The sequence below is a fragment of the Halomonas sp. DP1Y21-3 genome, from assembly GCF_019801245.1.
Taxonomy (GTDB): Bacteria; Pseudomonadota; Gammaproteobacteria; order Pseudomonadales; family Halomonadaceae; genus Halomonas; species Halomonas litopenaei.
The window spans coordinates 546,616-567,665 of the sequence record NZ_JAHVJM010000001.1 but is presented as its reverse complement, the minus strand read 5'-3'; the positions used below and the strand labels follow the sequence as shown (position 1 = coordinate 567,665).

Annotated in this window: 15 protein-coding genes and 1 tRNA gene; 2 read left to right on the top strand and 14 right to left on the bottom strand. The window is 66.6% G+C overall.

The window, feature by feature from the left end:
* Positions 1-89: 89 nt before the first annotated feature.
* From KUV74_RS02390 to KUV74_RS02335, 12 genes are all read right to left on the bottom strand, one after another.
* Positions 90-2,444 (bottom strand): tetratricopeptide repeat protein, encoded by a 2,355-nt coding sequence (locus tag KUV74_RS02390; RefSeq protein WP_222515569.1) that lies wholly within the window; start codon positions 2,442-2,444, stop codon positions 90-92.
* A gap of 118 nt (positions 2,445-2,562) precedes the next feature.
* Positions 2,563-4,218 (bottom strand): hypothetical protein, encoded by a 1,656-nt coding sequence (locus KUV74_RS02385; RefSeq protein WP_222515568.1) that lies wholly within the window; start codon positions 4,216-4,218, stop codon positions 2,563-2,565.
* Positions 4,215-5,852 (bottom strand): VWA domain-containing protein, encoded by a 1,638-nt coding sequence (locus KUV74_RS02380; protein ID WP_222515567.1) that lies wholly within the window; start codon positions 5,850-5,852, stop codon positions 4,215-4,217. The genes KUV74_RS02385 and KUV74_RS02380 overlap by 4 nt, the downstream gene beginning before the upstream one ends.
* Positions 5,849-6,916 (bottom strand): VWA domain-containing protein, encoded by a 1,068-nt coding sequence (locus KUV74_RS02375; RefSeq protein ID WP_222515566.1) that lies wholly within the window; start codon positions 6,914-6,916, stop codon positions 5,849-5,851. Before KUV74_RS02375 ends, KUV74_RS02380 begins: the two co-directional genes overlap by 4 nt.
* Positions 6,913-7,440: a DUF4381 domain-containing protein gene (locus KUV74_RS02370; RefSeq protein ID WP_222515565.1), complete on the bottom strand. Its 528-nt coding sequence runs from the start codon at positions 7,438-7,440 to the stop codon at positions 6,913-6,915. Before KUV74_RS02370 ends, KUV74_RS02375 begins: the two co-directional genes overlap by 4 nt.
* Positions 7,433-8,470: a DUF58 domain-containing protein gene (locus KUV74_RS02365; RefSeq protein ID WP_222515564.1), complete on the bottom strand. Its 1,038-nt coding sequence runs from the start codon at positions 8,468-8,470 to the stop codon at positions 7,433-7,435. The genes KUV74_RS02370 and KUV74_RS02365 overlap by 8 nt, the downstream gene beginning before the upstream one ends.
* 108 nt (positions 8,471-8,578) lie before the next feature.
* Positions 8,579-9,577 (bottom strand): AAA family ATPase, encoded by a 999-nt coding sequence (locus tag KUV74_RS02360; RefSeq protein WP_222515563.1) that lies wholly within the window; start codon positions 9,575-9,577, stop codon positions 8,579-8,581.
* On the bottom strand, positions 9,574-10,578 hold the full coding sequence (locus KUV74_RS02355; RefSeq protein WP_222515562.1) for an HAD family hydrolase: 1,005 nt from the start codon (positions 10,576-10,578) through the stop codon (positions 9,574-9,576). Before KUV74_RS02355 ends, KUV74_RS02360 begins: the two co-directional genes overlap by 4 nt.
* 99 nt (positions 10,579-10,677) lie before the next feature.
* Positions 10,678-12,231: an arylsulfatase gene (locus KUV74_RS02350; RefSeq protein ID WP_108131420.1), complete on the bottom strand. Its 1,554-nt coding sequence runs from the start codon at positions 12,229-12,231 to the stop codon at positions 10,678-10,680.
* Positions 12,232-12,688: 457 nt separating this feature from the next.
* A tRNA-Arg gene (locus KUV74_RS02345) sits at positions 12,689-12,765 on the bottom strand.
* Positions 12,766-12,904: 139 nt separating this feature from the next.
* On the bottom strand, positions 12,905-13,591 hold the full coding sequence (locus KUV74_RS02340) for a haloacid dehalogenase type II (protein WP_045994170.1): 687 nt from the start codon (positions 13,589-13,591) through the stop codon (positions 12,905-12,907).
* Positions 13,592-13,708: 117 nt separating this feature from the next.
* Positions 13,709-14,263, bottom strand: coding sequence for a carboxymuconolactone decarboxylase family protein (locus KUV74_RS02335; RefSeq protein WP_108131421.1), 555 nt, complete (start codon positions 14,261-14,263; stop codon positions 13,709-13,711).
* 236 nt (positions 14,264-14,499) lie between these two features.
* Here KUV74_RS02335 and KUV74_RS02330 point away from each other — a divergent pair, with 236 nt between their 5' ends.
* Positions 14,500-15,096, top strand: coding sequence for a TetR/AcrR family transcriptional regulator (locus KUV74_RS02330; protein WP_213227637.1), 597 nt, complete (start codon positions 14,500-14,502; stop codon positions 15,094-15,096).
* A 93-nt stretch (positions 15,097-15,189) separates the two neighbouring features.
* On the opposite strand, the gene KUV74_RS02325 is transcribed toward KUV74_RS02330, so the two are convergent.
* Both KUV74_RS02325 and KUV74_RS02320 read right to left on the bottom strand, forming a co-directional pair.
* Positions 15,190-18,396, bottom strand: coding sequence for an efflux RND transporter permease subunit (locus KUV74_RS02325; protein WP_261395028.1), 3,207 nt, complete (start codon positions 18,394-18,396; stop codon positions 15,190-15,192).
* The gene (locus KUV74_RS02320) at positions 18,393-19,916 is read right to left on the bottom strand and encodes an efflux RND transporter periplasmic adaptor subunit (RefSeq protein WP_222515561.1); all 1,524 of its coding nucleotides are present in this window, start codon (positions 19,914-19,916) and stop codon (positions 18,393-18,395) included. Before KUV74_RS02320 ends, KUV74_RS02325 begins: the two co-directional genes overlap by 4 nt.
* Before the next feature lie 130 nt (positions 19,917-20,046).
* Here KUV74_RS02320 and KUV74_RS02315 point away from each other — a divergent pair, with 130 nt between their 5' ends.
* Positions 20,047-21,015: a LysR family transcriptional regulator gene (locus KUV74_RS02315; protein ID WP_222515560.1), complete on the top strand. Its 969-nt coding sequence runs from the start codon at positions 20,047-20,049 to the stop codon at positions 21,013-21,015.
* Positions 21,016-21,050 lie beyond the last annotated feature (35 nt).

Here is a 21,050-nt window from a genome sequence, read left to right as displayed (position 1 = left end):
ATCAGCGCCTGGGCGTCGTCGGTCGACGACCGATGACCCCCAGGCACTTTTTCATCCAGGCCGAAGGGGGCAGGGCATCTTCAGGGATGCTATTGATTGCCGCGTAGCTGGCGCTCCAGCTGTCCCAGCCGTGGGTCGTCCGGACGAAGTCGGCGCAGCTCGGCCAGGGCCGACAGCGCCTGGGGGATGCGCCCGCTGGTGGCGTTGACGTAGACCAGGGCGTAGAGCAGGTCGGGATCTCCGGGTGCCTGCCGGCGTCCCTGCTCGAGCGCCGCCAGGGCCTCGTCCTTGCGTCCCAGGCGATCCAGCATCAGTCCGCGGTTGTAGTGGGTGCGGGCGTGGTCCGGGCGCCATTCGGCGGCCTTCTCGAGCCAGGACAGGGCCTCTTCCATCCCACCCTCTTCTTGCATCCCTCCATCCTCTGCCAGCGACAGTGCCAGCAGGTAGGCCAGGTGGCCTCGATCCGGCGTGGGCATGCCATCGAGGGCGATGCCGTCCTTCAGCAGTGCTCGGGCGTCCTGTTGGCGGCCTTCGGCGCTGAGCTGGGTGACCAGGTTGGCGCGGGCCGGCAGGAAGTAGGGGTCCATCGCCAGTGCCGCACGATACTGTTGCTCGGCTTCGTCCTCGCGTCCGGTGCGCGCCAGCAGTACCGCCAGGTTGAGGCGGTTGCCGGGCAGGTCGGCGTTCTGCTCCAGGCGCCGCTCGTAGTCGCGACGTGCCTCCAGAAAGGCTGCACGACGCTCTTGTGGCATGACCATCAACGAGGTGCCGGCCAGCGCCTTGACCGCCTCGTCGCGGACCGCCAGGCGTTCGTCATCGATCAGTGGAAGCAGCAGCTCGACCCTGGCGCCTTCGGGGGCCTGGGCGAATACTGGCGCTGCGGCGGCGCGGACCAGTGGGGACTCGTCTTGCAGCGCCTGCTCAAGCGTCGGCAGGGCGTCGCCGGCAAAGGGGGTGAGCTCGCCCACCGCGGTGGCGCGCACAATGTCAGGAGTATCGTCATCCTCGATCAGCGCCTTGAGGTAGTCCGGCGCTTCAGGGCGGCCCAGGCGGGCCGACTGAAGCGCCACACCGTAGTGGGAACGACTGGCGCTGCGGCTGTCGTCACCGAACCACTCACGAATCTGCGCCGCGGCGTCGGCGGGTGACAGGTCCTGGTGGCAGCCGGTACAGGCGTCGGGGCTACCGGTGGCCTCGGCGAGATCCGGGCGGGGCACCCGGAAGCTGTGGTCGCGACGCGGGTCCACCACCATGTAGGTGGTCTCGGGCATATGGCAGCTCACGCACTGGGCGCCTTCGCTGCCGGGGGTATGGTGATGGTGCTCGGGACTGTCGTAGTTGTTGCGCTGCATGGTCGGGAAACGCGGCGGAGGCGCCGGGTTGTGGCACTGCAGGCACAGGCCGTTGCCCTCGATCTTTACCTCGCTGGTATGCGGGTCATGACAGTCCACGCAGCCGACACCCTGCTGGTACATGCGGCTCTGGGTGAACGAGCCATAGACGTAGACCTCGCCCTGGATCTGGCCGTCGGCGTGGTACATGCCCTCGCCCAACAGGCTTGGCAGGGCGGCATCGGTCAGCGGAGCACCATGTACCGGGCCCGCGCCCAGCATCTGGCGGCGACTGTGGCAGCGAGCGCACTGCTCGACCATCTCGGGGGCGTCCATGTCGGCGAGATCCAGGGCAAGGCCCATATCGCCGGCTGAGGCGGGAGAGGATGCGGGAGCGTCTTCGTCGGCCTGCCACCGGGCCGCCCAGCCCAGGTGATCCTGGGCGGGGCCGTGGCAACTCTGGCAGCCGACACTCTGCTCGTGCCAGGTGGTGGCGAAGCTGTCGCTTTCAAGATCGTAGTGCTTCTCGAGGTTGGTCGAGTGGCAGTCGGCGCACATGGCGTTCCAGTTCTGGTAGCGCCCGCGCCAGTGCAGGGGGTCATCCGGGGTAAACGCCTGGCCCGGGTAGAGCGAGAACCAGCGCTGTCCGCCTTCGTTGGCGGGGCGCGAGTCCCAGGCGATGGTCAAACTCTGCAGTCGTCCCCCTGGCTGCTCCACCAGATACTGCTGCAGCGGGCGTACGCCGAAGGTGTGGCGGATCTCGAAGGTCTCGGCGGGGTCCTGGGGGCCTTCCAGGGTCGCCAGGAAGGTATCGCCTCGGCGGTGAAAGCGTGCCTTGACCTCGCCATCCTCGAAGCTGGCGTCGTCGAAGTCGCCCAGTACATTGTCGGGGGTGGCGTCGCGCAGCGCCCAGGCGTGGTCGGAATCCTGCCATGCCTGGGTCTCGGCCTCGTGACAGGAGGCGCAGCTTCCTTCGGGGGCGTAGCCCTTGGCTTCGGTGGCCGTCGTCGGGGGCGTTCCCTGGGGCGTTCCCTGAGGCGTCTGGGCAATGCTCTCCGGTGCGGCCAGCAACCCCGCCATCAGGGCCATGGCAAGCGCTGGTGCCGATACCATCGAAAGCGCTGGTGTCAGCGTCGACGAAAGCGCTGGTGCGGGCCCTGTGGACTCGACGCTCGGAAGGAGCGTCGCAAGTCGAGCACGCAGGCATCGAAGAAAGGATAAACGGCCAGGTTCACGCATTACGTCGGGTCACTTGTGCAGTCGGGTTCAACGCCGTCAGGCGGTCGTGGGCAAGCTGTCGGTTTGCAGGGCGCGATGATGCAAGCTCTCGTGCACTTGGCAGGGCCTGTGCCAGGCGTTGCCAGAGGGATTCTTTATTGTCCATGCCATCGCCTTCGCCGCCGCCGTCGCCACCAGTATCGCGAAAACCTGCCGCTGGCTTGGCGATCTCGCGGTCGGGACCGAGGCGGGCGCGACACAGGGCGTCGAGTCGGTTGGCAAAGCGGGCGCGCGCTTCGCTATTGCTGTCCAGATGGGGTTCCAGGGCCTCCCAGTGTCGGCGCACCGCGACCAGGTCGCGGGCATCGAGGGATCGCTTCAGACGCTGAAGCCCGGCCACGCCGCTGGCCTCGCGACGCTGGCGCTGTTGTTGCTGGTGATATTGCCAATGCGCACGCACCTTGGCACCGATGGCAAGGCGCCGCCACAGCCAGGTGGCGAGCGACACCAGCAACACCAGTCCCAGCAGCCAGGGCAAGACGCCGAGAACGAGGCGGGCCCAGTCCTCTGCGCTGCGTGCGGCGCGGGGTGCCGAGACGCTGACCTCGATTGGCGCAAGCTCGGCCTGCTCCAGGCTGTCGCTTTCGGGATCGTACCAGCGCAGCGAGACTCCGGGCAGAGAACTCTTGCCGCCAGTTTCGGCCACATAGGTCACCCGGTCGGTACGGGTGCCGCCATCGCTGGACTCTTCAAGGCGTGGTGTCTCGGGATAGACCCCGAGCGGGGCCATCGCTGTCTCGTCGCCTGCCTCCTTGGCCGTTGCAGATAGCAGGTCGGGCAGCAGCAGGGCGCTGCCGCCGCTCAGTCGCGCGGTGACCGTGCGGGTGACGCTGTCGCCGGCCTCGAGCTCGATGGGGCCGCTGTCGCCGTCGGCATCGTCTTGCTCCGGTGACTGTCGGTCGTCGCCCGCGTTTTCGGTGTCGTCAGCATCACCATCGTCTCCCTTCTGGCCCTGCGCCTGCTCACCGTTCTCTCCGCTCTTGCCGCTCTTGCCGCTCTTGCCGCTCTTGCCGTTCTCACCCGCTCGCACGATCTCGAGCGTCTGGGTCAGCTCGATGTCGCGGGCCGACAGATAGGGGTCGAGTCCCTCGGCGGCCTCGGGCAGCCGGGCCGTCAGGGTCACGGGTGGCAGGGTGAGACGTTGCTGGGTCGGGGAGTTGTCCTCGGGAGAGGCGTAGGTGACCTCGAGGCTGCCGCTGCCCAGCTCGAAGCGTCCGGCGGACAGTGGCGTCAGGCGATAGCGGCGCGATACACCGGACCAGGTCTTTCCATCGACGCGCTGGCTGGTCGGGGTGGTGGCGCGATCGCCCAAGGTCACCCTGAGCCCCGGCTGGTCCAGGCTCGGAAAGGTCACCGGCTCAGGCATCCAGGTGGGTACCAGCACCTGGACACGCAGCTCGGCGCTGTCGCCGGGCGCCAGCTCCTGTGGCTCGAGTTCGACCGTGAGCCGGACCGGGGACGAGCTGGTATCCGCCGCTGTCGCTGCGGCCGAGCAAAGCGTCGACATCAGCGCCAGAGACGACAGCAGCAACGACAGCAGCATGAGCCCCGCCAGACGCGGCGCACTCTTGCCAGGGCGCGAGGCGCGGCTGACGCGACGTGGGTTCATGGCGCCGTCTCCCTGTCGTTGTCGCTATCGCTATCACTATCAGAGCTAGCGGGAGCCTGCGCCTCGATGGCGAAGCGCTGGCGCAAGAAGTCGCTGGTATCGGTGTCCAGGGTCTCGATCCACTGCTCGGCGGTGATCTGCTGGCCTGGTTCCTCCACCGGCTGTTCGGTGTCCTCACCCCGGGCCTCTTCATTGTCGAATACCACGTCGTCGGCGCCGATGCCGAGCTCCTCGCCGGTATCGGACTGCTCACGGGTGTCCTCGACGTAGGCGAGAATCTCCCTGGCCAGTTCCAGGTTGCGTTGACCTTCGGGATAGTCGGGGTCGCGCTCGAGCACCGTCTCGAAGGCGTCGATGGCGGGGCGGTACTGACGATTCTTGATCAGCGCCAGACCCTGGGTGAAGGCAGCATCGGCGCTGTCGAGCCGTTCGAGCACCTCGACCGCCGCCTGGTACTGGCCATCGCGGTAGAGCGCATAGCCGAGCCAGGCCGGATCCTCGAAGTGGCGGGCCGCACGGCCGTAGTCGTTGTGTTCGGCCCACCATCGGCCCTGCTGATCCGGCGTCAGAAAGGCGTCCGCGAGGCCCTGGGTCAGCCTTCCCGCCAGGCTGGTGTCGAGGGTCTCGGTGGCCCGGGACGCCTCCTGGGCCAGGGCCGGCGTGACGGGCCCGGCCCACAGCACCGGCAGCAGCGCCAGGCCGGACAGGCCGAGCTGCCAGCCGCGGCGAAAGCCCAGCAGAGCGAGCAGCGCCGCCGGCCAGGCCAGCCATACGCCGCGATCCTCCCAGGCCAGGCGGTCGTCATCGCGTAGCGCTTGCTGGTAGGTGGCGGCCAAGCGGCGGGTGATCTCGTCCACGTCGGCGTCGTCAACGCTCAGCCCCACGCGGGTCGCACCCGCCACCGACGCCGTGCTTGTCCCGGAGCTGCCGGGAGCGTTCATGTCCAGCACCAGCAGGGTGTCATCCTCGCCGAGACCGGCCGTGACGGAACCCTGGGCGGTGACACCATCGCTCACCAGCAGTACCGCGCCGGGAAGCCCTGCGTTGTCGCGTCGAGCCCCGTCGAGCACGCTGGCGGCAAGCGCCAGCGCTTGCCCGGCGGCGTCGCCGTCTTCCGGCATGACGTCGCTGGAAAGCCCCTCGAGGTAGGGCGTGACCAGCGCCGGGTCGTCGGTCAGCGGCACCACCTGGTGGGCACTGCCGGCGTAGGCGATCAAGGCGGTACGGGCGCCGTCGCGACGCTCGAGCAAGGTCTGGATCTTGTGCTTGGCGCGCTCCAGGCGGCTTGGTGGCACGTCGCTCTGGTCCATGCTGGCGCTGACCTCCAGCACCACCACCAGCGGGGCGCTCTGGGCGATCAGCGGGTTGGGCATGCGCGTCCAGGCGGGGCCGGCAACGCCCAGGATCAGCAGGATGGCCAGCAGCGCCAGGGTGTCCAGCGGCCGCAGTCGGCGGCGGTCGTGCCCATCGGCACGCAGGGCAGATGCCAGGTGGGGGGCAAAATGGTCGCCGCCGATGTCCGCCGAGGGGATCCGTCGGCGCCACCACCACAGCACCACCACCAGCGGCAGCAGCAGGCACCACAGTGGACGCAGCAGGTGCAGCGCAGAGAGACCGTCGAGCCACTCGCTCATGGCGTGCCCTCCTGCGTGTTGTCACCGCGGCTGGTATCAGGGTGTTCGGCGACGTCTGTCCGGGCATCTGCCTTCCCGCCAGGGGGATCGCCAGCCGTCCGTGAGCGGACCAACTGCCGGCGATCGAGTGCCAGGGTCAGCAGCACCAATGCCGCCGCCAGAGCGAGCGGCCAGTGACTCAGCGAGCGGTGCTCGCGATAGCTGTGGGTGGCGACCTCACGCGGTGCCAGTTCATCGATCCGCGCGTAGATGGCGGCAAGCGCCTGCTGGTCGGTGGCGGTGAAGAAGGCGCCGTCGGTGATCTCGGCGATGGCCTCGAGGGTTTCGCTATCGACGCGGTTTTCGCCGCTGCCCTGGGGGTCACCCATGGCGATGGTGATCACCCGCACGTCGCGCTCGGCGGCGATGGAGGCGGCGTTGATGGGGCTCATGCGGCTGCCGGTGTCGGCGCCGTCGGACAGCAGGATCAACAGCCGCTGTTCCACGTCGCTTGCCTCGAACTGGCGGATGGCCAGACCCATGGCGTCACCCAGCGCGGTATGCGGGCCGGCCATGCCGACCTCGGTCTGGTCGAGCAGCGTGGTCAGCGTCTTGAGGTCCTCGGTCAGCGGCGCCTGGACGTAGGCCCGCGAGCCAAACACGATCAGCGCCAGACGCTCGCCCTCGCGATCGGCGACGAAGTCGGCGATGACCTCCTTGACCGCCGCCAGGCGCTGGCGGGGCTCACCCTCGGCATCGATCAGGTCGGACTCATCCATGCTGCCGGAGATGTCCACCGCCAGGATCAGGTCGCGGGCGGCGCTCTGCCAGACGATGGGTTCGCTGAGTTTCTCCGGACGGGCCAGGGCCAGCACGATCAGGCCCCACACCAGCGCCTGTGTCAGCCGAGCCAGCGGCGAGCGCTGGCGGCCGCGTGGAACCGAGACACCGGCGGCCTCCACCAGTCGCTGAAAGAACGGCAGGCGCAGCGCTGCCAGCCGTTGGCGGTGGGCTGGCAGCAGCCAGTAGGCCAGTAAAGGTAGCGGCAGCAGGGCCAGCGCCCAGGGCGTCGCCAGTTCGATCATGACGCCGACTCCTGGGGAATATCGCGACGGTGGTGGCGGATCCAGCGTCGGCTCAGTGCCACGAGTTCCGCCGATGGGGGTGTGGTGCCGTCTGTCGTGGTGGCCCGGTAGGGCGCCGTGGACAGCTCCTGGCCCAGCGGGCCGTCGAAGTGCGGGGTGCGTCTGTCGCCCAGGCTTGCATCGAGAAAGCGCCACCAGCGCTGACCGGTCAGGCCGGCGACACGCTCCCGCGGGTAGGCAGAGAGGGCGGTCCGCCTGAGGATTTCCGCCAGGGCGATCGCTCCTTCGTCATCCAGGCGCTGGTCGAGCTCGATCAGGGCGGCGCGGCGATAGGCATCGGCACGCCAGCGCAGATACCGACGGATGCCCCATAGCGTCAGTAGCGCCACTATCACGACGGCCAGCAGCGACCAGCCCCAGGTCTGGGGTATCCAGGGGATCGCAGGGGGAACCGGTGCCTCGGACAGCTGATCGATCAGGTCGGGCAACATCACGATATCGTCGTTGCTCGCAGCGCTACTCATCGCGGCCCCCTGTCGCCGGGTCATCGCCAGCGTCTGAACCAGCAGCACCCTCGGACGGCAGCCCAAGCAAGGTACGCAGCTGGGGCAGGGTGGGTGAGCCAGCGGACAGCGACGCCAGGCCCACGCCAAGCTGTCGTGACCAGCGCTCAAGCTGCTGGCGGCGCTCCCTGGCCACGCTTTCCAACGCCCGGCGCTGATCGGCGTCGGAGGTATCAAAGCGGGCGTGGCGCTGACCGTCGGTGGCCACGCAGGCGAGGTCGTCAGGCAAGCGCTCGGACAAGGGGTCGCTGACCGCCACCAGCATCAGGTCATTGTGGCGGCGGATGGCGCCGAGCAGCGCTTCGGTGCGCGGGCCCGGAACGTCGAAATCGCTGAGCAGGATGATCAGGTGGTCACGGCTGGCCAGGCGTGCCACCGACGTCAGTACCTGATCCAGCGAGGTCGGCGCGGGTGCCTTGCGCTGTGGATGCAAGGCCTGGTTGGCCTGGGCCAGGGCGCTCAGGTAGCGCATCAGCTGGGCCCGGGAGCGACGCGGTCGGAACTCTTCGACGGCCTCGTCGCTGACCACGATGCCGCCCACCCGGTCGCCCTGCTCCAGCACAGCGAAGCCCAGCAGCGCGGCGGCTTCGGCGGCGGTGACCGACTTCATGGCGTGGCGGCTGCCGAAGAACATCGACATGCGCTGGTCGACCACCAACAGGGCGGGGCGATCGCGCTCTTCGGTGAACACCCGTACATGGGGAGTGCCGGTGCGCGCGGTGACCCGCCAGTCGATGTTGCGCACGTCGTCCGATGGCTGATAGTCGCGTAGTTCAAGGAAGTCCAGGCCGCGCCCCCGGAGGTGCGAGCCATGGCGGCCATTGAGCACGCTGCGAGCCGGCTGGCGCGGCAGCAGTCGCAGGCGGCGGCCCTGGGGTTCCAGCGCCGTCAGCTGGGCCAGGTCCAGGTGCACGCGCGGATCCAGCGTGGTTCGCTCCGTGGAGCCGGGCACCGTCCGGGAAGCCGGGTGTCTGGCGAATGGCAGGCGCATCGATACCTCTTGTCCAGGGATCCGTCCCTTGCCGGGGCGAGGCTCACGCCGTGGCGAAGTCTGGCGGCTAGAAGGCGTGTACGGACCGGGTTTGCACGAGACCAGGCCTCAGGGGAGCGCCACGCAGCCAAGCAGGGTGGCGACCGCGTCGTCGGCGCTGAAGCCCTGGCCCTGGGCCTCGAAGCTCAGCCCGATGCGGTGGCGCAGCACCTCCGGAGCCACCTGCTGGACGTCCACCGGATCCACGTAGTCGCGGCCTTCGAGCCAGGCGTGGGCGCGGGCGCAACGGTCGAGCGCCAGCGAGGCGCGCGGGCTGGCGCCGAGTTCGATGTAGCGGGCCAGGTCGTCGCTGAAGTCCGCCGGGTGACGGGTGGCGTCCACCAGCGTGGCCATGTACTGCTCCATCGGCTCGGCCACGTGCAGGGCGGCGATCTCGCGGCGGGCGGCGAAGATCGCCTCCTGGGCCAGGGCCACGGGGACCTGAGCAGTAGCGTCGCCGGCGGCCGGGCTTGCCTCGCGATTGTTGGCCTGCTCTTCCTGACGCACCAGGCGAATCACCTGAACCTCTTCCTCGCGGCTGGGGTAGTCGACCCGCACATGCATCATGAAGCGGTCCATCTGCGCCTCGGGCAGCGGGTAGGTGCCTTCCTGCTCGATCGGGTTCTGGGTGGCCAGCACCATGAACAGCGCCGGCATCTTGTGGGTCGTGCCGCCCACCGTGACCTGGCGCTCCTCCATGGCCTCGAGCAGGGCCGACTGTACCTTGGCCGGGGCGCGGTTGATCTCGTCGGCCAGCACCAGATTGGCGAACAGCGGGCCCGGGTGAAAGCGGAATACCGCGCCTTCCTCGCCCTGATGGTAGACCTCGCTGCCGGTCACGTCGGAAGGCAGCAGGTCGGGCGTGAACTGGATACGACTGAAGTCGGCCTCCAGGTGGCGCGCCATGGCCTTGACCGCGCGGGTCTTGGCCAGTCCCGGCAGGCCTTCGATCAGCAGGTTGCCGCCGGCCAGCAGGCCGATCACCAGCCGCCGAATGACGTCGCGCTGGCCGATGATCGACTCGCCGATGGCGGCCTCGAGTCCCTTGATGTCGTCGTTGAGGCTCATGGTTTCTCCGGGTAAAGGCGTTGCCAGTCGCGGGCCATGTCGATCAACTGCCAGTCGCGCGCTTCAGCCTGTTCCAGGCCATCGGCCAGACGTCCGATATGGCTGTCGCTGTCGTAGGCGACCTCGCGCTCGCCATCGGTGTGGTGAACCAGCACGCCAAGGCGCGGGCCTTCGCCCTCGGTGGTCCAGATCAGCATCGGCACGTCGCCGTCTGAGTTGCCCACGGCGAGAATCGGGCGCTGGCCCAGATGGCGGTTGATCGATATCACCTTGCCGGGGCCGTCATCGAGCCAGATGTCGCCGCCGCGCTTGTAGAGCTGCGGATCGTCTTCGAGATCGACCAGTTCCATCTCGCCGGTACTGCCGATGATGTTCTGGGGCGGCACGCCATAGACGTCGCTGGCGAAGACGCGCATGAACTCGAGCCCGCCACCGGAGACGATGTAGGTCGAGAAGCCGTGGTCGCGCAGATAGCCGAGCAGTTCGAGCATCGGCTGGTAGACCATGTCGGTGTAGAAGCGGCCGGTCGCGGGGTGGGTGGCGTTGGCCAGCCAGTCGCTCACGTCCTGCTGGAAGTCACTCAGCGACAGGTCCTGGTGGGACAGCGACAGCAGCGCCTGGATGCCTTCCTCGCCGGCCTCCAGCAGGGTGTCGATGTCACCTTCGGCGGCGGCCTTCTTGAGCGGCGTGTCGAGCGCCTCGGGGTCGGTCTCGCTGGCGCGGTCCAGGGCGTAGAGCAACTGGGTGTAGGCGGGCTGCTCACTCCACAGGGTGCCATCGTTGTCGAACACCGCGATGCGTCGCTCCTGTGGCACGAAGTCATCGTTGTCCGGATCGCTGGTGGACTCGACAAAGTCGACGATGGTGCTCTTGCTGTGACCGGCATTCCAGGAAGGCAGCGGGTCGGCCAGTGCCATCGCAGGAAGCAGAGACAACAGTACCGCGGGCAGCAGCGTTGCCAGTGACTGTCGTTGGAGGATGCTCGGATTAGGGGGATTCATGCACTCGGTTCCTTGAGAGAATGGAAGGGGCTCTTCGACCCGTCTTTTTTCACCGACGAGCCGCCCCCGGGGGAGCGGCTCGTGGCGTTCAAGCCGGCGTCAGTGAACGCTGGCGGGCTGTTCCAGGGCTTCCATTACCTGATCCAGACTGAAACTTGCTGCCTTCATGCGTGGCGGAAACTCCTTGAAGGTCTCCAGGAAGTTTGCCACATAGGACTGGGCGGGCAGGGCCAGGAAGGAGTGATCCAGCAACCAGTCATAGTAGGTGTTGGAGGTCAGCTGAGCACGCTCGTAGGGATCGCGGCGCAGGTTGAACATCAAGGGGACACGCAGCGGGGTGAAGGGGTTCGCCCACACTTCGAAGGTTCCCTCGATGCGCTGCTCCATGAACACCAGCTTCCAGTCATCGTAGCGCAGCGCGGTCAGGTCACCGTCATCGGAGAAGTAGAACACCTCATGACGCGGGCCTTCCTCACTTTCCCCGGTGAGCAGAGGCAGGAAGTTGTAGCCGTCCAGATGTACGTTGTACTCGCGACCGATGGCCTGAACGCCACCCTCCAGCAGGTCCTGCTTGATGGAATCGTTGCCGACGGCGGCCATGAAGGTCGGCATCCAGTCCATGTGGTGCATGACCTCGTTGGAGATGGAGCCTTCCTCGATCTGACCTGGCCAGCGGACCATGGCGGGTACCCGCCAGCCGCCTTCCCAGTTGGTGTTCTTCTCGCCGCGAAACGGCGTCATGCCAGCGTCGGGCCAGGTATTCATGTGCGGCCCGTTGTCGGTGGAGTAGAACACGATGGTGTTGTCGGCGATGCCCAGCTCGTCAAGCTTGTCGAGGAACTGGCCGACGTGCATGTCGTGCTCGACCATACCGTCGGCGTATTCGTTCTGACCGGAGATACCGCGCAGCTCGTCCTTGACGTGGGTACGGAAGTGCATGCGGGTGGCGTTCCACCAGACAAACCAGGGGGTGCCCTCGGCGGTCTTGCGCTCGATGAAATCCAGCGCCGCGGCGGAGGATTCTTCGTCGATGGTCTCCATTCGCTGGCTTGTCAGCGGTCCGGTGTCCTCGATCTGCCCGTCGGCGCTGGACTTGATCACCCCACGGGGTCCGAAGGCCTCGCGGAAGGTGCGGCCGTCCGGCATTTCCATATCGGCAGGGTAGTCCGGATGCTCGGGCTCTTCCTCGGCGTTGAGGTGATAGAGGTTACCGAAGAATTCGTCGAAACCGTGATTGGTCGGCAGGTGTTCGTCGCGATCGCCCAGGTGGTTCTTGCCGAACTGGCCGGTGGCGTAGCCTTCGGCCTTGAGCAGGGCGGCGATGGTCGGGTCCTTCTCGCTGATGCCCTGAGCGGCGCCCGGCAGGCCGACCTTGGATAGCCCTGTGCGAAACACGCTCTGGCCGGTGATGAAGGACGAGCGGCCGGCGGTGCAGGACTGTTCACCATAGTAGTCGGTGAACATCATGCCTTCGTCGGCGATGCGGTCGATATTGGGGGTCTGGTAGCCCACCAGACCGTGGGTGAAGGCCGAAATGTTGGACTGCCCGATATCGTCGCCCCACAGCACCAGAATGTTGGGTTTGGACGAGTTTCCATTGTCCTGCTGCTGGGAGTCATTCTCCTGGGCAAGCACCGACGTGGACATCGTCATGATAAGGCTGGCCGCTAGATAACCGCTCCAGCGTTGCGCTCTGTTGCGATAAGGACTGAATGCGAACACCGTCTGTCTCCCTGACCCGGTCACGTACCACGATGACCAGTGATTTGACGCGATGAGAGGCTCCAAGGGAGCCCGATCGCTCGAGTATAGGAGGAGTTGTTGACGATTCAGTGCAACAGAAGAGGTAAGGAGGGGGAGGATAATCAGGGTAAGGAGAGAAAGCGTTTCATCGCGGCGAGAAAGACCGATGTTGGCGGACGTTTCGCGACAAATACAAGGAGTTGCTGGATTGTCGTATTTTTGTAAAAAAGTGTTTTGATGACGCGGTCGACGTCGGTACAGAAATTGGAAGGGCGTCGAACGAAAGGTCAGATAGAAAGGCTAGACAGAAAAGCCAGACAGAAAGGCCAGAAAGAAAAGACAGACAAGATACAAGAAAGACAATCGATGGCGCGCCCGGGAGGATTCGAACCTCCGACCACCTGATTCGTAGTCAGGTACTCTATCCAGCTGAGCTACGGGCGCGCAGATGCCGCAGGGGATGCGGCGTCGAGAGGCTGCGCATGGTAGAGCAAAGAATGTGATTTCGCAAGGTGTCTTCGGGAGGCAGTACCAGGCCCGGCCTGCGGGACTGGCCGCCGAATCAAGTGGCGGAGCTGCTTGATCAGGAACCAATCAACCGATCCGCCAACTTGCCGATATCGTCGACACTGTAGTCCGGTACCGGGACGCCATCCGCCGGCAGCATGGCGTTGTAGGGCCGGAGCACCAGTGCACCCTGCCAGCCGGCGGCCTGGGCGCCGATGGTATCCCACAGGTGGCAGGCAATCAGGCACAGTCTAGATGGCGGTGTCTGCATGGCCTCGGCGACCTGGGCGTAGGTGTCCGGCGCGGGCTTGAACTTTTTGACCTGGTCGACGCTGAATGAGCGTTCGAAATACTCGGCCAGTCCTGCCTTTTCCAGCGGCGTGGGGCCAGCGCCCGGTGCCGAGTTGGTCAGGGTGACCAGGCGAAAGCCGGCCTGGCGAAGCCGCTCGAGTGCCGGGGCCACGTCGGGGTGCGCCGGCATGGAGCCGATGCGCTCACCCAGTTCGTCGAGATCGTTCTGCTCGAGGGTGACCCCGTGAATCTCGGCGGTCATGCGCAGGGCGCCTGCGCCGAGCTGACCGAAGGGCGTATAGAGTCCCGACAGGGTCATCGACTGGGAGTAGAGGATCAGTTGGGCGAACCATTCGCGCAGCATCGCCGGGTCGCCGAACAGCCGATCGAACAGCGGCTCAAGGTGGGTCAGGTCGAGCAACGTCTCGTTGACGTCGAAGACCAGCACGTCGGGGCGTTCTGGGGCAGTCATGGCGTCTCCTTGATCGAGTCCGTCGCGATCGACGGGGCCTTCGGTGGCCTCGGCCAGTCACCACGACCAGTCACCTCGACAGGACGCCACAGAGGCGTCCTGTCGATAGGGTGGTCGTTACTCGGCCTTCTTCCAGTCGAACTTGGCGAAGGGTTCGTCCACCGGGGTGTTGGCCAGGTGATTGGTGTAGTTGCTCATGACCTTCTGGGACAGGGCCAGGATCACTTCGAGCACCTGGCGCTTAGTGTAGCCGGCGTCGAGGAAGGCCTGCACGGCGTCGTCATCGACGTTGCCACGTTCGCGCACGACCGACAGGGTGAAGGTACGCAGCGCTTCGAGGCGCTCGTTGGGCAGCGGGTCTTCGTTGCGCAGGGCGTCGGAGACGGCGTCATCCACTTCCATCTGCTTGGCGATGGCGGTGTGGGCCGGCACGCAGTAGTGGCAGTTGTGCTCGACGTTGATGGTCTGCCACACCACGGTGGTTTCCTCGGCATCGAAGGAGGAATCCAGGAATAGCTGGTGCAGGCGCTGGTAGCCTTCCAGCAGGCCCGGTGCCTCGGCCATGACCGCGTGCAGGTTGGGGATCATGCCAAAGGCGTTGACCGAGTTGTCGAGCAGTGCCTGGCTCTCTTCGGGGGCGCTTTGCTTGTCGTGGAGGCTAAAGTCGGTCATCGGGTTCTCCTGTGTGATGGCGCCTGTGGCAAGGCCGCAGACCGTTGCAGACCGGGGCGTTGCACGCGCCATTGATTCCGAATTTTTTGAGCGATTGCTCAAAATTGGCCGCCAGCAGGCCCTGCTGAAAGCCGTTCGGGCATACTCTAGCTATACCTGAGCGATCACTCAAGTTAAAATTTGAGCAGTTGCTCAATTTTCTGAAGGCCGTACCGGCCACGACACCGGACCCATCCATGCCGCGCGCGACACTACATAACCGTCAGGATTCGCTGGAACGTGCCCTGCACCTGTTCTGGCAGAAGGGGTTCCACGCCACCTCGCTCAAGGACCTGGAACGCACCCTCGATATGCGGCCGGGCAGCATCTATGCCGCCTTCGGCAGCAAGGATGCGTTGTTTCAGGAGGCGCTGGAACGCTATGCCCGGCTCGGACTGGTCGAGCTCGAGCGTACCCTGGCCGAGTACGACTCGCCCTTGTCGGGGCTGGCCGCCTACCTGCGCAAGCTGGGCTGTCTGCGGGACCAGGAGCTTCCCAGCCGGGCCTGCATGCTGGTGAAGAGCCTGCTGGAGCTGGGCGAGCGAGAGCAGGCGGCGCTGGGCAAGGCCGAGGCCCTGCTCGAGGCCATGGAAGCCTGCTTCGTCGAGCAGTTTCGCGCCGCCAAGGACGCCGGCGAGCTTGAACCGAGCGCCGACCCGGTGCGCCTGGGACGGCGGCTACAGGCCGAGGTGATGGGCCTTCGCGCCTACGCCCAGCGCGAGGTCGATAGCCAGGCAGTGCACGCCCTGGCGGACGATATGGCCCGGTCGATCGAAGCGCTGCGGCTTCCCTGAACGCGGCGCGCCTGTTCTGATGCACGTCCGCCAATGGTGGGCCGCCTGCCGAGTCCGACGCAGGTAACGCCAGACTCGGCAGCGGGCAGGGCGTCAGGAGGCGGAAGGTGATGTCGCCTCGGCTGTCGCGGTATCGCTATCGGTATCGCTATCGCCTGAGCGTGGCCGGCGACGTTCCACCAGGCGACGCACGCCCACATAGAACAGCGGGGTCAGCAAGAGCCCGAACAGGGTCACCCCGATCATCCCGTAGAACACCGCCACGCCCATCGCCTGACGCATTTCGCTGCCCGCACCGGAGGCCAGCATCAGCGGGATGACGCCTGCGGTGAAGGCCACCGAGGTCATCAGGATCGGCCGCAGGCGCAGGCGGCAGGCGGTCAGCACGGCGTCCAGTCGCGACTGTCCCTGGCTCTGCTGCTCGCGGGCGAACTCCACCAGCAGGATGGCGTTCTTGCAGGCCAGCGCCACCAGCACGATCAAGCCGATGCGGGTGAAGATGTTGTTGTCACCGCCGGTCAGCCACACACCGGCCATGGCCGACAGCAGCGTCATCGGCACGATCAGGATGATCGAGAACGGTAGCGACCAGCTCTCGTACTGGGCCGCCAGCACCAGGAACACCAGCAGCACCACCAGCGGGAAGACGTAGATCATGGTGTTGCCCGCCAGCACCTGCTGGTAGGTGACCTCGGTCCACTCGTAGGCCACGCCGGCCGGCAGGGTGGTGGCCAGCACCTCCTCGATCGCCTGCTTGGCCTGGTCACTGGACATGCCCGGCGCCGGCGAGCCGTTGATGTCGGCGCTGACGAAGGTGTTGTAGTGCATGACCCGGTCCGGCCCGGTGGTCGGGCTGATCTCGACGAAGCTGCCCAGCGGGATCATCCGGCCGTCGTTGCTGCGCACCTTGAGCTGGCGGATGGCCTCGGCGTCCAGGCGGTATTCGGCGTCGGCCTGGGCGCGTACCTGATAGGTCCGGCCGAAGCGGTTGATGTCGTTGACGTAGAGCGACCCCAGGTAGATCTGCAGGGTGTCGAACACCGCGTCCAGCGAGACATTCATCACCAGCGCCTGCTCGCGGTCCACCTCCACGTCGTACTGCGGCACCTGGATGCGATAGCTCGAGTAGACACCGGCCAGCCGCGGGTCCTGATTGGCGGCGCCGACCACCGCCTGGGTCGCCTCGAACAGCCCGTCGAAGCCGACGTTGCCGCGGTCCTGCAGCTGCAGCTTGAAGCCCCCGGTGGTGCCGAGGCCAAGGATCGGCGGAGGCGGGAACACCGCCACGTAGGCCTCGTCGATCTGGGCGAACTGGGCATTGAGGCGGGCGGCGATGGCGCCGGCCGAAAGCTCCGGCGACTGGCGCTCATCGAAGGGCGCAAGCGGGGTGAAGACGATGCCCGAGTTGGAGGCATTGACGAAGCCATTCACCGAAAGACCGGGGAAGGCCACGGTGTTGGCCACGCCCGGCGTTGCCAGGGCGATCTCCTGCATCTCGGCGAGCACCTCGCTGGTGCGCTCGAGGCTCGCGGCGTCGGGTAACTGGGCCATGGCCACCAGGTATTGCTTGTCCTGGGACGGAATGAAGCCGCCGGGGACCTCCTGAAACAGCTTGCCGGTGAGTCCCAGCAACGCCAGGTAGCCGAGACCGACGATCAGCCCGAAGCGCAGCAGGCGACGAATCAGCCCGGTGTAGCCCCGCGACATGGCAGCGAAGGCCCGGTTGAAGGGGCTGAACAGCCAGCGGCCGAACAGGGCGTCGATCAGCCGGGTCAGCCAGTCGGGCTTCGCCCCGTGGGGCTTGAGCAACAGCGCCGACAGCGCCGGTGACAGGGTCAGCGAGTTGAACGCCGAGATCAGCGTCGAGATGGTGATGGTCAGCGCGAACTGCTGGTAGAACTGTCCGGTCAGACCGCTGATGAAGGCGGTCGGCACGAATACCGCGGTCAGTACCAGGGCGATGGCGATGATCGGCCCGGTGACCTCGCTCATAGCGATGCGGGTGGCCTCATAGGGCGAGTGGCCGAGTTCGATATTGCGCTCGACGTTCTCCACCACCACGATGGCGTCGTCCACCACGATGCCAATCGCCAGCACCAGGCCGAACAGTGACAGCGTATTGATCGATACGCCGATCAGCTGCATCACCGCGAAGGTGCCGATCAGCGAGACCGGCACCGCGATCAGCGGAATCAGCGATGCTCGCCAGGTCTGCAGGAACAGCACCACCACGACCACCACCAGCAGCACCGCCTCCAGCAGCGTATGCACCACCGCCTCGATGGAGCCGCGCACGAACACGGTGGGGTCGTAGACGATGTCGTAGTCGACGCCGTCGGGGAAGGTCTCGGCGGCCTCGGCCATATAGTCGCGCACGCCATCGGACAGGGCGATGGCGTTGGAGCCCGGACGCTGGAACACCGGCAAGGCCACCGCGTCCTTGCCGTCGAGCTGGGCGCGCAGGGCGTACTGGTCGGCACCGAGCTCCACCCGGGCGACGTCGCCCAGGCGGGTGATGCGGCCGTCGTCGTCCACCCGGATCACGATCTCGCGAAATTCTTCAGGCGAAGACAACCGTCCCTTGACGTTGAGCAGACGCTGGAACTGGCTCTCGCGCGGGGCCGGCTGGGCGCCCAGGCTGCCGGCGGCGACCTGCTGGTTCTGTTCACGCAGTGCCGCCACCACGTCGCTGGCGCCGAGGCCCCGGGAGGCGATGGCGTCCGGGTCGAGCCACACCCGCATGGCGTACTCGCCGGCCCCGAACAGGCCGACGTCACCCACACCCTCAAGGCGCGCGATGTCGTCCTGGAGGTTCAGCCGCGCGAAGTTCGACAGCCATAGCTGGTCGTAGCGCCCATCCGGTGAGGTCAGGTGGACCACCATGGTCAGGTTGGGTGACGACTTCTCGGTGGTCACCCCCAGCGCCTGGACCTCCTGGGGCAGGCGAGGCGTGGCGCGGGCCACCCGGTTCTGGACGTTGACCTGGGCCTGGTCCAGGTCGGTGCCGAGGGCGAAGGTCACGGTCAGCGTCAGGTTGCCGTCGGCGGTGGACTGGGAGTCCATGTACAGCATGCCCTCGACCCCGGTGATCTCCTGCTCCAGCGGGGTGGCCACGGTCTTGGCGATGACCTCCGGATTGGCGCCGGGGTAGTTGGCCTTGACCACCACGGTGGGTGGCACCACCTCGGGATACTCAGAGACCGGCAACTTGAACAGCGCCAGGCTGCCGGCCACCACGATCAGGATCGACAGCACCGCAGCGAATACCGGGCGTCGGATAAAGAAGTTCGACAGGTTCATGTGCGCGCAGGCTCCTGGTCGAGGTGCTTGGCGTCGGCGGCCAGCGTGCCCGCATCGCCAGTGGTGTCGCCCGAGGCGGCATCGGTAACGGGGCCGGGGACCAATTCAGAGACAGACGCAGTGGGGGAGCCGGGCGCGGCGTCGAGGCGTTCGGCCAGGCGACGGGTACGCTCTCGCAGTTGCTCCAGCGGGGCGCGGTCGGGGCCGTCGACCAGCGCAGGAGAGATCGCCATGCCGGGGCCGAACTTCGAAGGACCGGCGGCGACCACGGACTCACCGCCCTCGAGCCCTTCGCTGATCTCGCGCCAGGCCCCGAAGCGGGCGCCGGTGGTGACCTTGCGGTAGGCGAGTTTGCCCTGTTCGTCGGCGACCAGTACAAAGTTGGCGTCGAGGTCGGTGCCGACGGCGCGGTCGGGCACCAGCACCCCATCGCGATGGCGGGCGGCAGCGATCTGCACCCGGGCGAAGGCGCCGGGGCGCAGCGAGGGATGCCCGGCGTCGAAGCGAGCTCGCACCCTCAGGGTGCCGGTCGCCTCATCGACCCGGTTGTCGATAAAGTCGAGCTCGCCCTGGTAGGCGAAGTCGTCCTGGCCGGCCAGCTGCAGTTCTACCGGCCAGCCCTGATCGGCGGTGATCTCGGCAAAGTCGCGGTTCCAGCTGCGCTCGTCGATATCGAAGTAGGCGTCGACCTGGTCGGTGCTGACGATGGTGGTCAACACGCTCTGGCCGGCGCTGACCACGTTGCCCACCGTCAGGTCGGCGCGGGAGACGCGACCGCTGATCGGTGCGCTGACCTCGGCGTGGGCCAGATCGAGACGAGCACTGTCGAGCTGTGCCTGCAGCGAGGCGACCTCGGCATTCTGGGCCTGGGCACTGGCGCGCCGGGCCTCGGCTTCCTCGCGGGCCATCAGGTTGCGCCCGACCAGCTGATTGGCACGGTTGGCCTCACCGTTGGCGCGGGCCAGCTCGGCCCTGCCCCTGGCAAGCCCCGCCTCCAGCTCACGCACCCGCGCCTCGAAGGGCGCCAGGTCCAGGCGAACCAGCGGTTGGCCCTGTTCGACCAGGGAGCCTTCCTCGAACAGAATCTCGGCCACCTGACCGGTGACCCGGGGACGCAGGGTGACACGCTCGGGAGCCTCGAGGCGGGTGGTGTAGCGATACCAGTTCGAGACCGGCTGACGCACCGCCTGGACCACCTCGACCCGAGGCGCGGGCGCAGAGCCCGCGCCATTGGCAGCGTCACCCTGTCCGCCCTGACCTTCGCCGGGTTGGCAGGCTGCCAGCAACAGCGCCAGGGCGGCGAGCCCCAGGCCTCGGGCCAGGCGACGTATTGCACGAGGTGTCTTACGCGGTGCTGTACGACGTGCCGTGCGACTCGCCTTGCGATGTCCAGTGCGGCCAGCGCTATCGGCACCCCCTCGAGCAGGCAGGTCGTCAGACTCCGAGGGCGATACGGCAAGCGCAGGGGAGGGGGCAGGCGACACCACCTGGGGGGCGCACGGGGGGCGTTGGTCGGACATCTGGCGACTCCTGAGCAAAAGGTTCGCCAGTGTAATCCTCGATCGAGACTTGTATTAGACCGGTTGGTCGCACATTATTGATGCCAAATATGCACGCATCTGTGCGCTTGTACCTTCTGTGGAGACCTTCATGGACCAACCGAGTCGTCTGCTGCTTCTGGTCGATGTGGCCGAGCTTGGCAGCTTTTCCGAGGCCGCCAAGCGCCGCGAATTGGATCGCTCGGTGGTGTCCAAGCATATCGCGCGCCTCGAGCAGGAGCTGGGGGTGCGCCTGCTCAATCGCTCCACGCGCTCGCTGTCACTGACCCAGGCGGGGCAGGCCATGGTGCAGCAGGGGCGTGAGCTGCGTGACTGGATGTACCACACCCAGGCGCTGGCCGAGAACATGCAGCAGCTGCCGAGCGGACGGCTTAAGGTGAGCGCCCCGGGCATCCTCGGCCGCTGCCTGGGCTTCGAGGCGATGCGACGCTTTCGCCAGCACTATCCCGATGTGCAGGTGGACCTGCAGTTGGAAGAACGACGGGTCGACGTGATCGGTGAAGGCTACGACCTGGTGCTGCGGGTCGGCGACCTGAAGGATTCCAATCTGGTGGCCTCGCCACTGGCGCCCAATCATCTGTTGATCGGCGCCAGTCCCGCCTTTATCGAGCGCCATGGTGAGCCACGAGACCTCGCCACCCTGGCCCGGCTGCCGGCGTTGACCTTCAGCTCACAGCAGTTCCAGCTCGACTATCTGCCTTACCTGGATGACCAGGGGCGGGAGCAGAAGCTGCCGCTCAATAGCCAGGTGCGCACCAGCGAGGCCGAGGTGATCAAGCGCGGGGTGATGGAAGGCATGGGCATCGGGGTACTGCCGGCATTCGCCATGTACAACGAGGTCAGCGACGGACGTATCGTGCCGCTGATGACCGACCTGGCACTGCCGGAGTTCGGCGTCATCACGCTGCTCTATCCCCACCGCGAGATGCCGCTGCGTACCCGGCGCTTTATCGAGATTCTGCGCGAGATGGTCGGCTCGCCACCCCAGTGGGAGGCACGCATCCCCGGCTTTGCCGAAATGTACGGCAAGGGCACTGGTGGGATGGGCCTGGCGTCCTGAGTGTGGAAAGGGTGACGAGCCGGCTGTTAGTCGCA